The organism is Candidatus Phytoplasma australasiaticum subsp. ipomoeae (genome assembly GCF_024425275.1).
GTDB lineage: Bacteria > Bacillota_I > Bacilli_A > Acholeplasmatales > Acholeplasmataceae > Phytoplasma > Phytoplasma australasiaticum.
In genome coordinates, this window is record NZ_JALQCV010000006.1 from 1 (window position 1) to 15,380 (window position 15,380).

The 15,380-nt window shown below is 24.6% G+C and carries 16 protein-coding genes and 1 pseudogene; 1 reads left to right on the forward strand and 16 read right to left on the reverse strand.

Annotation, left to right across the window (positions count from 1 at the left end):
* From NQK76_RS01350 to rpsD, 10 genes and pseudogenes are all read right to left on the reverse strand, one after another.
* Positions 1 to 331: pseudogene (locus NQK76_RS01350) on the reverse strand (group II intron reverse transcriptase/maturase); the annotation flags it as partial.
* Positions 332 to 903: 572 nt separating this feature from the next.
* Entirely contained in the window at positions 904 to 1,503 is a 600-nt protein-coding gene (gene rsmH, locus NQK76_RS01355; RefSeq protein WP_054598484.1) for a 16S rRNA (cytosine(1402)-N(4))-methyltransferase RsmH, read from the reverse strand.
* 40 nt (positions 1,504 to 1,543) lie between these two features.
* Entirely contained in the window at positions 1,544 to 1,780 is a 237-nt protein-coding gene (gene rpoZ, locus NQK76_RS01360) for a DNA-directed RNA polymerase subunit omega (protein ID WP_238120241.1), read from the reverse strand.
* 20 nt (positions 1,781 to 1,800) lie between these two features.
* Entirely contained in the window at positions 1,801 to 2,433 is a 633-nt protein-coding gene (gene gmk, locus NQK76_RS01365; protein ID WP_255872665.1) for a guanylate kinase, read from the reverse strand.
* Positions 2,434 to 2,507: 74 nt separating this feature from the next.
* Positions 2,508 to 4,961: a leucine--tRNA ligase gene (gene leuS, locus NQK76_RS01370; protein ID WP_004995483.1), complete on the reverse strand. Its 2,454-nt coding sequence runs from the start codon at positions 4,959 to 4,961 to the stop codon at positions 2,508 to 2,510.
* A gap of 11 nt (positions 4,962 to 4,972) precedes the next feature.
* A complete protein-coding gene (locus NQK76_RS01375; protein ID WP_004995480.1) occupies positions 4,973 to 5,248 on the reverse strand; it encodes an acyl carrier protein in 276 nt (91 codons plus the stop codon).
* 305 nt (positions 5,249 to 5,553) lie between these two features.
* The gene (locus NQK76_RS01380; RefSeq protein WP_004995479.1) at positions 5,554 to 6,333 is read right to left on the reverse strand and encodes a diadenylate cyclase; all 780 of its coding nucleotides are present in this window, start codon (positions 6,331 to 6,333) and stop codon (positions 5,554 to 5,556) included.
* Between the two features lie 39 nt (positions 6,334 to 6,372).
* A complete protein-coding gene (gene mgtA / locus NQK76_RS01385) occupies positions 6,373 to 8,817 on the reverse strand; it encodes a magnesium-translocating P-type ATPase (protein WP_255872666.1) in 2,445 nt (814 codons plus the stop codon).
* A 29-nt stretch (positions 8,818 to 8,846) separates the two neighbouring features.
* Positions 8,847 to 9,044, reverse strand: coding sequence for a hypothetical protein (locus tag NQK76_RS01390; protein ID WP_004995466.1), 198 nt, complete (start codon positions 9,042 to 9,044; stop codon positions 8,847 to 8,849).
* 117 nt (positions 9,045 to 9,161) lie between these two features.
* Positions 9,162 to 9,767 carry a 30S ribosomal protein S4 gene (rpsD, locus tag NQK76_RS01395; protein WP_004995462.1) on the reverse strand — a complete coding sequence of 202 codons (606 nt, stop codon included), beginning with the start codon at positions 9,765 to 9,767 and terminating at the stop codon, positions 9,162 to 9,164.
* A 528-nt stretch (positions 9,768 to 10,295) separates the two neighbouring features.
* On the opposite strand from rpsD, the gene NQK76_RS01400 reads away from it, so the two are divergent.
* Positions 10,296 to 10,952 carry an adenylate kinase family protein gene (locus tag NQK76_RS01400; RefSeq protein ID WP_255872667.1) on the forward strand — a complete coding sequence of 219 codons (657 nt, stop codon included), beginning with the start codon at positions 10,296 to 10,298 and terminating at the stop codon, positions 10,950 to 10,952.
* 62 nt (positions 10,953 to 11,014) lie between these two features.
* On the opposite strand, the gene NQK76_RS01405 is transcribed toward NQK76_RS01400, so the two are convergent.
* The 6 genes from NQK76_RS01405 to trhO all read right to left on the reverse strand — a co-directional run bounded on the left by NQK76_RS01405 (position 11,015) and on the right by trhO (position 15,366).
* Positions 11,015 to 11,647: a hypothetical protein gene (locus NQK76_RS01405; protein ID WP_193622143.1), complete on the reverse strand. Its 633-nt coding sequence runs from the start codon at positions 11,645 to 11,647 to the stop codon at positions 11,015 to 11,017.
* 42 nt (positions 11,648 to 11,689) lie between these two features.
* A complete protein-coding gene (obgE, locus tag NQK76_RS01410; protein ID WP_255872668.1) occupies positions 11,690 to 12,973 on the reverse strand; it encodes a GTPase ObgE in 1,284 nt (427 codons plus the stop codon).
* 346 nt (positions 12,974 to 13,319) lie between these two features.
* Positions 13,320 to 13,619 carry a 50S ribosomal protein L27 gene (rpmA, locus tag NQK76_RS01415; protein WP_004995447.1) on the reverse strand — a complete coding sequence of 100 codons (300 nt, stop codon included), beginning with the start codon at positions 13,617 to 13,619 and terminating at the stop codon, positions 13,320 to 13,322.
* A gap of 15 nt (positions 13,620 to 13,634) precedes the next feature.
* Complete coding sequence (locus NQK76_RS01420) at positions 13,635 to 13,955, reverse strand: ribosomal-processing cysteine protease Prp (protein ID WP_004995446.1); 321 nt, start codon at positions 13,953 to 13,955, stop codon at positions 13,635 to 13,637.
* Between the two features lie 12 nt (positions 13,956 to 13,967).
* Positions 13,968 to 14,294 (reverse strand): 50S ribosomal protein L21, encoded by a 327-nt coding sequence (rplU, locus tag NQK76_RS01425; RefSeq protein ID WP_004995444.1) that lies wholly within the window; start codon positions 14,292 to 14,294, stop codon positions 13,968 to 13,970.
* Positions 14,295 to 14,421: 127 nt separating this feature from the next.
* On the reverse strand, positions 14,422 to 15,366 hold the full coding sequence (gene trhO / locus NQK76_RS01430; protein WP_004995441.1) for an oxygen-dependent tRNA uridine(34) hydroxylase TrhO: 945 nt from the start codon (positions 15,364 to 15,366) through the stop codon (positions 14,422 to 14,424).
* Positions 15,367 to 15,380 lie beyond the last annotated feature (14 nt).

Genomic DNA, 15,380 nt, shown 5'->3' on the forward strand with positions numbered 1-15,380 from the left:
ATGGTCGGTATACCCAAAGGTCGGGTTTTTTTATTATCTTTAGGAATGAAGATTTTTTTTTGACTGGCTTTGGGTAGTAACCATTATTGACGTATTCCCAATGGTATCTTTTTAATCTTTCCAGATTAATTCCATCGATGGTTTTATTGTCAATTCCAGGTGTACCCGCTCCTTTGTTAGCCGCAATTTTATTAAATGCTGTTAACGTATTGCAAAAGTTATTCATTCCTTGCTGCAACTCTCTTTTTAGAGAATAACCATTTGATGAACAATATTGAATCTTATTCAATGTTCGTAAAAGTTTAGTTTCTGGCGAAACTGTTGTTGACATAATATATCAACCCCTTTCCCGATACCATTGAATAACTAGTAAATTACTTTCTTCTTTCGCCCTATAAGAGTGATTAACTCTCTTCTTGGTAAGACGATTAACTAAATTATTCCAAATTTAGGTTTACCTTTACGACTACTAAGAAGATGCTTTATCCTTGACTATCAGAGCTTTTATTTCCTGATTAGTAAATTTAATTACTTAGTTTTAGGATTCTCCAAGTTACACTAAATTTCTACCTTAATTCTTTAGGGGAAGTGCCCTCTTTTGGAGGCTGATTCCAGGTTTCTTTCTTTGATAAACTATCCAACATTCGTGGACTATGTCGATAGACTCTGGACTGTCCGTTTAAACAACTTCCGGAACAGGTTTAATAATTACATCAATTTTCCTTCTTAGGCCATTACAGGCTTCTCCATCGAATTATTCGGTGGCGGAGTCATCTTGACTAATTTGCTTTCGTCGCAACCCGCTTTTATGGTCTGCTTTAATCTAACCTACTTTCGTTAGTTAGACCGACCATATCCTTTCAAGGTTTATCAGCCCTGACTATTGGTTAAATAGCACGAAATTTAGGCCTCTTTGGCGCCCCCACGATTATTATAAGGATTCTTAAATTTATCTGTAATATTAACTAATTCAGCGGTCCTATAAAATGGTCTATTTTTAATAATTTCTTTAGCAATTGAACGAGATTTTGGTTCTTCTCCGTAAATCTGGAAAATATTTTGCAAATTTTCTAAAGAATAATTATTTAGAATATATTGAGCAGTAATAGGGTTATTACAATCCATTCTCATATCTAATATATTATTACGTAAATAACTGAAACCTCTTTCATTATCATTGATTTGCAACAAAGATAGACCTAAATCAAACACTATCCCATCGATCCTATTTACATTACGAGCTAATAATTCATCATATAAAAAAGAAAAATTTTTATTTATTAAAAAAATATTTTTATAATTAATAAATCTTTTTTGGCATTGTCTAATAGCTTGAATATCCTGATCAAACGAGTATAAAGTACCGTCAACAAGTTTGTTTAAAATAGCATTGCTATGACCACCCATTCCTAAAGTAGCATCAACATAAACTCCTGAAGAATTAATATTCAAATATTGTACAACTTCCCTAATCATAACAGGGATATGATTTTTATTTAACAATTCTATAAAACCTCATCAATCATGACAGCAACAACTTTTTTTAATTTTCTATAAAAATAATTCTAAAATTTTGATTAACTATTTCTGATAAAGCTTTACTAACAATTTTTTTACCTTTAATTTGGGATTTATAATTTTCGTCTTTAGTTTCTAGAACATGAGCAATTTTACCAGCAACATAAGCTAATTTATATTTAGAATCAATACACTTCAATAAATCATCGATAGAAGAAGTGGAAAAACCTTTTTTTTGATTTGAAAGCATCTTTAACTTCATAACCTTTCTTAAATATAGTTTTAAATTAAAATTTTAGATGAATAAGACTTAATCATCCTTTTAAATTTTACACGCTCTGCGACTAAAATAGACATGATAATATTAACCGTTTCATCTAATTGGTCATTAATAATCATGTAATCATACTTTTTGATTTTTTGAATTAATAATAATTCTTGACGCGCTTTATCAATACGTTCGTTAATTGTTTGTAAAGATTCTGTATTGCGACATTTGATGCGATTTTGTAAAATCGAAATAGAAGGAGGAGCTAAAAAAATAAAAATACTTTTACTTTTAATAAAATTATGACTAATTTTTAAAGCACCTTGAACATCTATTTCTAACAAGACATCTTTATTATTTTTTAATTCTTCGATTACTTTAATTTTAGGAGTACCATAATAATTACCAATGAATTCGTTATACTCTAAAAAATAATTTTCTTTAATTTTATCTTCAAAAAATTTTTTACTAACAAAAAAATAATCTTTTCCATTTTTTTCATTTATTCGCGGATCTCGAGTAGTCATAGAAACTGAATAAACTAAATTATTTTTAATTCTATCTAATAATAATTTCTTAACTGTTCCTTTACCTACTCCTGATGGTCCCGAAATAATTATCAACATCCCTTCTTTATTTAATTTCATAAATAATAAAACAACCATTCTTTCTCAAAAAATTATAAGTAAAATTTTATTTATTAATTAAAATCGAATTAAATCTATATTAAAACTATATTTAATAATTTATTTTTTACATAAATAGTATTAATAATTTTCTTGTTTTTAATAAATCTTAAAATTTTTTCATCTTTTTCAACAATTTTTAAAATTTCAGATTTATCTGTATCAAAAGGAATCAATAACTGAGATTTCATTTTACCATTAATTTGAATAATAATAGTAGTTTCTTTCTCTTCTAATATAGAAATATTATATTTTGGCCACGAAGAATACACCAATTCTTCTTTGGAATTTAATTTAATTTGATTCAATTCCTCTGTAATATGCGGAGCTATAGGATTAAGTAATTGTAATAAAATTCGAATTTGAAAACGATCTACTTTTTCATATTGATAAATATGATTGGTCATAATCATTAATTGACTAATAACTTTATTAAATTGAAATTTATTATAATATTCAGTAACATTTCGAATAGTTTGATGTGTAATTTTATTTAAAGATGTAAATGCTTGTTCACAAATAGTAAATTTATCAAAAATATTATAAATACGATTTAAAAAACGTTGAATACCTTTTAAACCTTGTCCTGACCAAGATTTATTCTCTTCTAAAGGGCCTAAAAACATAATATAAAGTCTTATTACATCAGCTCCATAAGTATCTAAAACTTCTGATGCATTGACTATATTACCCCTAGATTTGCTCATTTTTAAATTATCATTACCTAAAATCATACCTTGATTAATTAATTTGTAGAAAGGTTCCGGAGTAGAGATTAATCCCCAATCATATAAACATTTACACCAAAAACGAGCATAAATTAAATGACCATGAGCATGTTCAGCTCCGCCTATATAAATATCTACAGGTAAAAAATAATCTAATAACTTTTTAGCTTCCATAGTATTTATAGGTATCATACTTAAATAATTTTTCAAAATATAACCTATATAATACCAAGAACTACCTGCGAATTGTGGCATAGTATTAGAATCACGTTTATAATTTTTGCCGTTTTTACAAAAGTACAACCAAGAATCAATTTGAGATAAAGGAGATTCGCTTTTATATAAATATTCTATTTTATCTGTTTCAGGCAATTCTAAAGGTAATTCGTGATCAGACATTAAATAAATTTTATTATTTTCATCATAATAAACAGGGAAAGGTTCTCCCCAATAAATTTGACGAGAATATAACCAATCATGAATTTTATAAGTATTAAATGGTTCTCCCCATTTATTTTTAATAGATAAATCCATAATTTTTTCTTTAGCCAAATTTTCATCTAAACCATTTAAAAAATCACTATTAATGAAAGTACCACTAGTTTGCAAACATGGTTTTTTGATTCGTTTTATTTCTGAATATAAATGACAACAAGAACTACAATATTTAATAATATATTTGTTCAAATTATATTTCGTAGCGAAAACAAAATCTTTTTGATTGTATAAAGGAACCGACATTAAAGCTCCTGTACCAAAATGCATAAAAACATAATCAGAAATCCAAATAGGAATTTTTTGTTTATTACAGGGATTAATAGCATAACTACCAGTAAAAACTCCAGTTATTTCTCTATTGATATCTCGTTCTAAATTACTCTTGCGTTGAGTTTTGCTTAAATAATCATTAACATTGCTTTGATTTTCAGCAGTAGTTAAAAGCGATACCCAAGGATGTTCAGGAGCTAAGATTAAAGCGCTAACTCCAAAAATCATTTGAGGCATAGTGGTAAAAACTGATAAATATTGTGCATTATTCATCAATAAAGGAAAATAAAAAATAAAACCTGATGTTTTACCAATCCATTTAATTTGCATTTCTTTAATAGATGTAGGCCAATCTAATAATGACAAATCATTCAAAAGTCTATCTGCATATTTAGTAATTTTTAAAACCCATTGTTTCATTTTTCGTTTAAAAACAGGATGACCACCGCGTTCCGATATAATACCTTCAGGAGTCGAAATAACTTCTTCATTAGCCAATACTGTCCCTAAATTAGGGCAAAAATTAACCTCAACATCTTGCAAAACAGCCAATTGATTTTGATAAAGTTTTTTAAAAATCCATTGAGTCCATTTATAATAATAAGAATCAGAAGTAGCTAATTCTCTACTCCAGTCAATACCTTTTCCAAGCGATTTAATTTGTTTTTTAAAATTCGCAATATTTTGATAAGTTACATAAGCAGGATGTTGTCCTGTTTGAGCGGCATAACGTTCTGTAGGTAAACCAAAGGAATCCCAACCAAAAGGATGTAAAACATTAAAACCCTGCATTCTGAAAAATCTATTAATAATATCACTAGCAGAATAACCTTCTAAATGTCCCACATGCAATCCTTGAGCAGAAGGATAAGGAAACATATCTAAACAATAAAATTTTTTTTTATTATAATCAATATCTGTTTTAAAAGTTTGTTGTTCGTCCCAATGCAACTGCCATTTAGCTTCAATACTGCGAAAATCATAAACTAACATAAAAAACTTTTTTAACTCCGATTTTTTTTAGATTCAACAATTTTATTTTCATCTAGACATCCAGAAAAGTTAGATTCGATATAAACCGTAATATCTTTGACTAATTTAAATTGTTGCAATTGTTCATCACTAATTTTAATATCAAAAATCTTTTCTAATTGAATTGCTAAATTAACGGCATCAATAGAATCCATACCTAAATCTTCCTTTAATTTTGTTTCTAATGTGATTATATCTTCAGAAATTGATAATTGCTCTGCAATTATTTTTTTAATTTTATTAAACACGATTCACTCCATATATAAAATTTATTTTATAAAAAAATATAAATATATCAAGAATAACTATTATTAACATAAATTTATAATTAAATTATTATAATACAATAAATAAAAAATAACTATCAAAAAATGTTGAATTAATTCATATCAAAATGTTCCAATTCAAAAAAACTTTACTTCAATTATACTAAAAAAGTTTCATTTAATAAAAAAAACTAATTATAAATACGATATGTAAATAATTTAGTTTATCAAAAGTTAAAATAATATTTTTTTAAACACATAATTTTAATAAAAAAATTTAACAAAAATTAACCCATAAACATAGTTAAATATTCCTGAAATTTATTACGATCATTCATTAATAACATAATTCCATCAACAGCAATAGAAATATCACCTGTTTCTTCAGAAACTATAATAGTCATACTATCAGTATGTTCGCTAATACCTAAAGCTGCACGATGCCGAGAACCTGTAATTTTTTCAAAATGTTGATTATCAGATAACATAAAATAAGTTCCAGCGGATAAAATTTTATTACCACGAATAATCACAGCACCATCATGTAAAGGTGTATTAGGCATAAAAATATTAATTAACAATTCATAAGAAACATTAGCATCAATAAAAATAGATTTTTGAGCAAATTGTTCTAAGGTATTGTATTTTTCAATAGTAATTAAAGAACCAATTTTTTTTTCTGACATGAACCAAACAGCTTTTAAAATTTGATTTTGTGTATTTTTATTACCCATGACTATCATTTTTTTTCTATTCCAGAAGCCGGACCAATTTTGAATATAAAACCGTAAATAAGGAGCTTTAATAATAATAGGCACTATCAAAACAAAATTTAATATTACATTATAAATATTAATTTTTTCTAAAAAAATTCTAATTTGTTGAAAACTATTATATTTTTCTAAAAAAAATTTTAAAAAATAAACAAATAAAATACCTAAACAAAAACAATAAACTATCTTAAGAACTTCATATTTACTAAAAAAAATATTTAAAGAAACATAACATAAAAACGCAGTAGCCACACAAAACAATAATATATTCAAAATATCTTGCCAATAAATCATTTCGCGCACCCATCCAATTCGATAAAATTTAATATCAACTTACAAAAGATCACATTTATTTATCAAAAATATTTTTTTAATTAAAAATAAAAACAAACAATACAAAACTAAAAAACTTCCTAAAATAACCACATAACCCTGATCAAAAGGATTATTAAAATATAATCTTTTAGATAAAAAATTTATACAAGGCAAATAAGAAGCTAACATGCCAGCAACAAAAGGAAATGTAAATATATAAATAGTTTTTTTCCAATTTTTGAAAAAATTAGGAGTTCTAAGATACAAAATAGTCAAAAATTGAGTCCAAATTGAAAAAATAAACCACCCTGCTCTAAATAAATTAATTTTATCGCAATCCCAATTATTAGAAGAAAAAATACCATAATTCCATAACAAACTGGAACAAAACAAAATATCAAAAATAAAAGTTAATACTCCGAAGGTAATCATAAAAAAACAAATATTACGACTATCCCAGCGAGATTTTTTATGTAAATAAATTGGTTCTACATCATCAAAAGGTAATACCAAACAAGATAAATCATAAATTAAATTTAAACACAAAATTTGAATTGGCATAAAAGGAATAAAAGGCAAGTAATAAGAAGCTAATAAAATACTTAAAATATTACCAAAATTAGAAGCTAAAGTGAATTTAATATACTTTAACATATTAATATAATTCTTACGACCTTCTAAAATGGCATCTTTTAGTACAGTTAAATTTTTATTTAATAAAATAACATCTGCTGATTCTTTAGCAACCTCAGCTCCTGAATCGACAGTAATAGATAAATCTGCGGCTTTCATGGCGATAGCATCATTAATGCCATCCCCTATAAAACCAACAATATGTCCTTTTTGACGAAAAATATTAATAATCCTAGCTTTTTGTTCTGGATATAATTTAGCAAAAATACTAGTATAACAAGCTTTTTTATAAATTTGTTCATCACTCATTTCGATCAAATGAGAACCTAATAAACATTCTGTAGATTGAATATTAACTTTACTGGCAATAATTTTAGATAAAACTTCATTATCACCGGTCAAAATTTTAACATCTACGCCGCAACTTTTTAAAGCTAAAACAGCATCTGCAGAACTAATTTTTGGAGGATCTAATAAAATTAAAAAACCCAACATAATCATATTATTTTCTATATGTTCATCATTATTATTTGTAGAATTATGATTTTTTCTAATCAGTTTATAAGAAACTCCTATTACACGAAATCCTAATTGATTATAATGGGAAACATAATTTAAAATTTTAGATTTATCAATGTTTAATATTTGAGATTGATTAGTTATCGGATCAATAGATTCAGCATAATCACAAATATTTAATATTTCTTCAATCGCTCCTTTACTGATAATTAAATAGTAATCTTCAAGAATATTATGAAGAGAAATAGTCATAATTCGACGTTTAAAATCAAACGGTATTTCATCAATTTTAATAAAATTTTCTATAAAAAGAGAATCAAAATTGAAATTCATATGCATTTTATCAATAATTGCTTTATCTATAACATTTTTCAAACCTGTTTGAAAATAACTATTTAAATAAGCATATTGCAAAATTTTAAAATTACTTTTATCATTAATATCTAAAAAATTTTCAATAGCAACACTATCTTCTGTTAAAGTTCCTGTCTTATCAGAGAACAAAATATCTATAGAACCAAAATCTTGCATAGAATATAAATTCTTTACAATAACATTATATTTGGATAGAAAAGCAACTCCTCTCATAAAAGAAGTTGTTACAATTAAAGGTAACATTTCAGGTGTAATTCCCAGAATCATGCTTAAAGCAAAAGCAAAAACATTCCAAAAAATAAATTTTTCTGTACATTTATACCAATTTAACAAAAAAATTAAAGGAAATAAAATTAAAATACAACTAATTAATATTTTAACAATAGAATTAATACCTTTTTTTAAACTAGAATAGGTTTTTTCTTGATCTAAAGATTTATGTAAATTACCTAAATAAGTATCTGAACCTGTTAATACCGTAATTCCGACAGCATAACCTGAAATAACATTAGTCCCCATAAAAACTAATCTAGGATCATCCAAAAGATCGGTAGATTTTTTTTTAGAAAAAGCGTTTTTTTCTACTGCATCAGATTCCCCTGTAAAAGTCGTTTCTTTAACAAAAAAATCTTTAGTTTCTAATAATCTAATATCTGCAGGAATAATATCCCCAGCCGATAATAAAACTATATCTCCAACTAATAATTCATTTAAAGGTATTTTAAAAATTTGACCAGATCTTTTTACAGAAGCAGTTAAAGAAACAATTTTTTTAAGTTTATCTATTACACCAGAAAATCTAGCTTCTTGCAACCAATGCATAAAATTCGAAACTAATAAAATCACTGATACAATTAAACAGGTAGCATAATCTCTCATTGCTGATTCAGCTAAATAAATATCTTTAAAAAAATAAAAAATTAATAAAAACAACAAAATAAAATTAAAAGGATTTAGTAAAACTCTTATAATTTTGACAAAATAATAATTTTTTTTTTATTTAAAATATTAACATTATTTTTTTTTCTTTCATCAATATCCTCTAAAGATAAACCGTTAAGACTAGAAGATAAATGGATTAAAAGTTCATTGATATTCTGGTTACTAACTTTCTTAAGAAAATGCGCGTTAGAAAAAAAACTTTTTCTAAAAGGTAACTTCATTTCTATTATATAACTCCCTAAATAAAGTAAAATTTTCCATTTCAATAAATATATTAAATTAGTCAAACATGATTTATTAATTATTTATTAATTAAAATATTAAATTTTATCTAAATTTTATCTATTATAATATTCCACAATTAATTGCTCATTGATATCTGTTAAAAACTCATTTCTGTAAGGGTATCTAACATAACTACCTATTAAAGAATTTTTATCTAAAACAACATAATCAACTTTATTATTAGTTAATGTTTCTAAACAATGAGAAACTATTTTTATTTTTTTAGATTTTTCTTTTAAAGTAATTTTTTGACCTGGTTTAACAATATAAGAGCTAATATCAACTTTTTTACTATCTACTAAAATATGACCATGAGAAATTAATTGTCTAGCTTGTAAAATTGTTTTAGCAAAACCTAATAAATGAACAATTCGATCTAAACGAGATTCTAATGATTTCAAAAAATTTTCCCCATGAGAACCTTTAAATTTTGCTGCATTAACGAAAAATCGCTTAAATTGTTTTTCAGACATACAATAAGTGAAACGAACTTTTTGCTTTTCTTGTAATTGCAATCCATAATCACTTAATTTGTTTTTTCTTTTTTTGTTTTTGCTTAAATTAAAATGATCCTTTTTACGTAATAATTCTTTTCCTGTTCCAGTTAAAGAAAAATTTAAAAAACGTGATTTTTTCCAAATTGGTTTCGCGGTAGACATCCACAATGCTCCTTTTTTTAATTCACTTACTAGTGATATTTTATTATTTATTTATTCCGATAAAAATTAACGTACATATAAATTAATCAATAAAACACTATATACCATATATTTTATGATAAAACCAAAAGATAGTCAAGCAAATAGTTAATTTAATAATAAAAATCTTCATTATATAATCAAATATAAAAATTTAAAAAATATATCTTATATTTTAAAACAACATAAATATTAATATTGTTGAAATTAGTGAATTTATGTGATATAAATACTTAGTGTTTATCATTTTCCATTTTAATTGTAAATTTTATGAAATTATATAAAACAATTATATTTAAAACCTTAATAAGCACATTTTGTTTGATGCCAAGGTAAAATTTTTCATTAAACATTTAATTTAAATCCAAATATAATATATTTTTAAACTAAAAATATAAATATAAATTTATATCATCATTTAAACATTAAAAATGAATTTAATATATTAATCCCTTAATTAAATACTATCCAAATGAGAAAGGTTATAGAATGAATATAATATTAATAGGCCCGCCTGCTACTGGTAAAGGAACACAAGCGATAATTTTATCTAAATATTTTAACATTCCACATATTTCGACAGGAGATATTTTCAGAAAAAATTTACAATTAAATACGGATTTAGGAAAATCAGCTAATTCATATATCGAAAAAGGTTTTTTGGTTCCGGATTACATAACTAATGCCATGATTAAAGAAAATTTATTAAAAGATGAAAATAAAAAAGGTTTTATTTTGGATGGTTTTCCTAGAAATTCACTACAAGCTATTTTCTTGAACAACTTCCTTCAACAACAAAATATCATTCTAACAAAAGTAATTTATTTTAACTCTGATATAAAAATTTTACAAAAAAGAATTTTAGGACGAAGAATATGTCCGAAATGTAGAGAAATTTATCATTTAGAAACAAAAAAACCTAAAAAGAATGGAATATGCGACAAAGATAATGCTATTTTAATCCAAAGAAAAGATGATAATTTAGTAACCTTTAATGAACGCTTAGCCATTTATCAAAAAGAAACTTATCCTTTGATAGAACAATACCGTCAACAAAATCAACTTTTAGAAATTCGTATTGATGATGATAATATGTCTATTAATGATGTAACAAAAATTTTATTACAAAAACTTTCCAAATATTAAAAAGAATAATATTTTAAAGCCAAAGATCAATTAAAAAAATAGATTTTAATATAATTTAATATTCATAATATTTTTGTTTTATTAATGAGATAAAATGATAAAAATTGTCGGTATATTGTTAAATAAATATAAGTTAAAATTCCAGAAAAGAAAAAAACTGATAAGAAACGGAAATAAATCCAAGGTGATAAAAATCTTTTAATAAATCTATTGTGAAAATAAAAATTATTTAGATAACCATAACTTTTATTGTAAAAAATACAATCTAAAAAAAATAGATTTAATAAGATTGATGTTATAAAATATAAAGCACAAATCAAACTTAATCTCCAATAAACAGAAAAAAATGATTTACAACATTTTGATAATAATAAAATAGGTCCAATACCTAAACAAAGACCATAAAACAAAGTTAATAAAGGATTATAAGGATAAATCGTTCCTCTAAAGCAAAATCCAAAAATTTCTATTAATGAAACCGAAATAAAAACCCAAAAATAGTTTCTATTAACTAAAGGAATAAAAAATAAAGGTATTAATTTAAAACCATCTAACCAAATAATAGAATTCCAAAAACGTAATAGAGCATAAGAAGCGAACAGCTTTTTAAAAATCAAATCTAAAACCAAAGATAAAGATGATAAACAAGCTAAAAAAATAATTTGTTCTAACGCCGATAATTTAAGTTTTTTCATATGTATAATTTTCCTTTTTGATTTTATAAATGCGCTATTTATTTAAAAATTTTTCTCATTTACAAATTCAAAAATATAATTTCCAATTTTCACCTGATCACAAGGCTTCATTCCTCTTTTTTTTAACTCTTCTTCGACTCCTATTTTTTTTAAAATATAAGAAAAACGACTTATCGATTCGTGATTATTAAAATCTGTTCTATGAAATAATTTTTCGATATAATTGCCAGTAACTACAAAACATCCGTTATTTTCTTGCGAAATAATAAATTTAGCCGGTTCATTAAGTGTAAAAATTCGTTTTTCTTGTATATCATCATTAATAATTTCGTGATTATATAAATCACTTTTCTGCAAATGTTCTATAATAGTTTTTTTTAATTCTTGTAAACCTGAATAATTAATAGCAGAAATAGGAATAATCATTTTATCTTTTAATTTTTCGGATAAAAATATAAAATTTTTATGAAAACCAGGTAAATCTGATTTATTGATCACTATTATTTGAGGTTTTTTCAACATATTAATATGATAATTTTTTAACTCTTTATTTAACAATAAATATTCTGAATAAATATCATTGCTTGAAGCATCGCATATATGTAATAATAATTTACATCTTTCGATATGCTTTAAAAAATGAATACCTTGGCCACGCCCTAAAGAAGCATTTTCGATTAAACCAGGAATGTCGGCGATAACAAAATTTAATTTTTTATCAAAAACCATTCCTAAATAAGGTGTTAAAGTTGTAAAAGGATAAGGAGCTATTTTTGGCTTAGCATTAGATAAAGCAGCTAATAAAGAAGATTTACCTACATTAGGAAAACCTAATAAACCTACATCCGCTAACATTTTTAATTCTGTTCTAACAATAATATTTTCGCCTAAATCCCCTTTTTCAGCATATGCAGGAGCCGGATTAGAATGACTAGCTAAGGCAAAATTACCTTTACCACCTTTACCACCTCGGGCAATTACTAAACGTTCTCCAGCTTTTAAAATTTCTCCAATTAATTGATTATTTTCATGATTATAAATTAAACAACCTAAAGGAACTTCAACAAATAAATCAGGAGCATTAGCTCCGTTTTTGTTTTTATTTTCGCCATTATATCCATTTAAAGCTTTAATTTTTTTACGATATTGAAGTTTAAATAAATTATTTTCTCCTAAAACTCCAATAAAAATAACAGATCCTCCGTGACCCCCGTTTCCTCCCGAAGGGCCGCCATAAGGGACATATTTCTCTCTTCTAAAGGCGACTTTACCACATCCTCCATCGCCAGCTTTAACATAATTTATAACTTCATCAACAAAATTCATAATCAATCCCTAAATTAATTTATTAAAATAGATTAGCTAAAATTAATAATAATATTGATTTTTTCATTATATATCTCAAAATAATATTCCTACAAAACCAAATCAGCAAATGCCAAAGTATATTAATTATGATATTTATATTTAAAAAAATATTAAAACTTTTAAAATTTTTAATATAGTTATATTTGTTCTAGTAAGTACATCTTATAATGTTGTACAAACAGATTAAAAACTATGTAATAATTTAAAATAGTTTATTATTCTAGTAAAAATTTATAAACTTATAATTATCTTCTTTTTTAAATAACATAATTATATAATTATCGTTTTTATATAAATAATTAAATTATTTTTTTAAAACACTATCATAAACCGATGCGCAAGTTCTCTGTTTTTTATTAATACGAATTTTTTCAAATTTCACAAAACCATTGATAAGAGAAAATAAAGTGTCATCTTTACCAATGCCAACATTTTTTCCAGGTCTTATTTTAGTTCCTCTTTGACGATAAATAATAGATCCGGCATTTGTATATTGACCATCTGATAATTTAGCCCCTAAAGATTTAGAATGCGAATCACGACCGTTACGCGTTGAACTAACACCTTTTTTAGTTGCAAATAATTGAATATTTAACTTTAACATAACAAACCCTCTTTTTTAATTTGTATTTTTAATTAATTTAATTCTCAAACAATTTTGATATTGTTGACTTAAATCTTTTAAAGTATATTTTAAATTTTGCAATAATTTATTCACTATTAAATTAGATTCTAATAAAATTAATTTAAAATAACCTTTTTTTAATTTAAAACTAATTTTATTATTTAAGTCTAACAATTCAATAGCATTAATTGTAACTATAATAGCAGTAGATACCGAAGAACAAACTATATCATGTAAACCAGAATATTGCGCATGCCCTTTTACAAAAATAGCAGTAATACTTTCGTTATTATATCGTATACAACATTCAATCATATAATTGACATATCATAACTTAGGAAAATTAATATTTGTAATCAAAAGTTTCGTATATAACTGTCGATGTCCCTTTTTGCAACGGTACTTTTTTCTTCTTTTATAAGTTGCTACAATAATTTTTTTGGATTTACCTTGTTTAATAACTTTAGCTTCTACTGTTGCTCCTTCAACACAAGGAGTACCTAAAATAGAATTGCCTTCAGAATGAATAGCTAAAACTTTTCTAAAAACATAAATTTCTTCTGGTTGTACTGGTAATTTATCTGTAAAAATTTCTTGGTTCAAAGTAACTTGAAATTGTTTATTACCATTAGCAACAATAGCAAATTTATCCATAAATAACCTCTTTCTTTATTAAATCGATTTTCATCGAAATCATCTTCCTTAACATCATTTCAATATAATTAAAATAAATTAGCATATTATTTTAATTACTAAATATTATAAAATCATTTATTCATAATTAAAAATTAACATTTATAGTTTTTTTATTATTTTCGCGATTAAAACGATTATTAATATGTTGTCGACAAAGAAGACAACAACTACCTGAATATTTTATTTCGTTCGCTAAACTACATAAAATTTGCTTATTACATTCAGGATTAGCGCAATTAATATATCTTTCACAAGGAGTTTGATCAAAAAAATCTTTACCTACAATAGAATGCCTTTTTTTATTAACTCTAACGGAAATTCTTTTATCAAAAACATAAAGACTACCTTGGAATCCATCACCTTGAATTTCCTTGTCTTGACTATATTTGATAATCCCTCCTTTTAGTTGAAAAACTTCAGAAACCCCTTTTTGTTGTAAATAAACAGATAATTTTTCACATCTCACTCCGCCAGTACAATATGTTAAAACTTTTTTATTTTTAAAAAAAAATAAATTTTTATCTATCCAAGAAGGTAATTCTCGAAAATTATTAATATCAGGCAAAATAGCATTTAAAAAATATCCAAGTTTTGTTTCATAATTATTACGAGCATCTAATAAAATAATATCAGATTTTCTAGATAAATTATAAAATTCTTTAGGTTCAACATAACGACTAGCTTTAGGAAAAATATCATTTATTAACTTTAAAGATACTATTTCTTTTTTATATTTAACAGAAAGTTTTGGAAAAACATGTCCATAAACTGAATCTATTTTAAATTCAGTTTTAGAAAAGCAATCATCTTGTAATAAAAATTGCATATACAAATTAATATCTTTCTTTAAACCTGATAAAGTGCCATTGATACCTTCTTCGGAAATAATAATCCTACCTAATAATTGATTTTGAATACAAAATTTCTGATGTATATCGCATAAATATTGAGGATTTTTAATATAAGTATAATTATAAAATAAAATAACTTGATAAATATTTTCATCAATTTGATTGTTATTGGATACCATAGTATTTAATAATT

Coding starts and splice junctions, on each gene's coding strand:
- rpoZ (WP_238120241.1), bottom strand. CDS start 1,780: ATGAAGTTAAAGATGCTTTCAAATCAAAAAAAAGGTTTTTCCACTTCT.
- gmk (WP_255872665.1), bottom strand. CDS start 2,433: ATGAAATTAAATAAAGAAGGGATGTTGATAATTATTTCGGGACCATCA.
- leuS (WP_004995483.1), bottom strand. CDS start 4,961: ATGTTAGTTTATGATTTTCGCAGTATTGAAGCTAAATGGCAGTTGCAT.
- NQK76_RS01380 (WP_004995479.1), bottom strand. CDS start 6,333: ATGATTTATTGGCAAGATATTTTGAATATATTATTGTTTTGTGTGGCT.
- NQK76_RS01390 (WP_004995466.1), bottom strand. CDS start 9,044: ATGAAGTTACCTTTTAGAAAAAGTTTTTTTTCTAACGCGCATTTTCTT.
- rpsD (WP_004995462.1), bottom strand. CDS start 9,767: ATGTCTACCGCGAAACCAATTTGGAAAAAATCACGTTTTTTAAATTTT.
- NQK76_RS01400 (WP_255872667.1), top strand. CDS start 10,296: ATGAATATAATATTAATAGGCCCGCCTGCTACTGGTAAAGGAACACAA.
- NQK76_RS01405 (WP_193622143.1), bottom strand. CDS start 11,647: ATGAAAAAACTTAAATTATCGGCGTTAGAACAAATTATTTTTTTAGCT.
- obgE (WP_255872668.1), bottom strand. CDS start 12,973: ATGAATTTTGTTGATGAAGTTATAAATTATGTTAAAGCTGGCGATGGA.
- rpmA (WP_004995447.1), bottom strand. CDS start 13,619: ATGTTAAAGTTAAATATTCAATTATTTGCAACTAAAAAAGGTGTTAGT.
- NQK76_RS01420 (WP_004995446.1), bottom strand. CDS start 13,955: ATGATTGAATGTTGTATACGATATAATAACGAAAGTATTACTGCTATT.
- rplU (WP_004995444.1), bottom strand. CDS start 14,294: ATGGATAAATTTGCTATTGTTGCTAATGGTAATAAACAATTTCAAGTT.
- trhO (WP_004995441.1), bottom strand. CDS start 15,366: ATGGTATCCAATAACAATCAAATTGATGAAAATATTTATCAAGTTATT.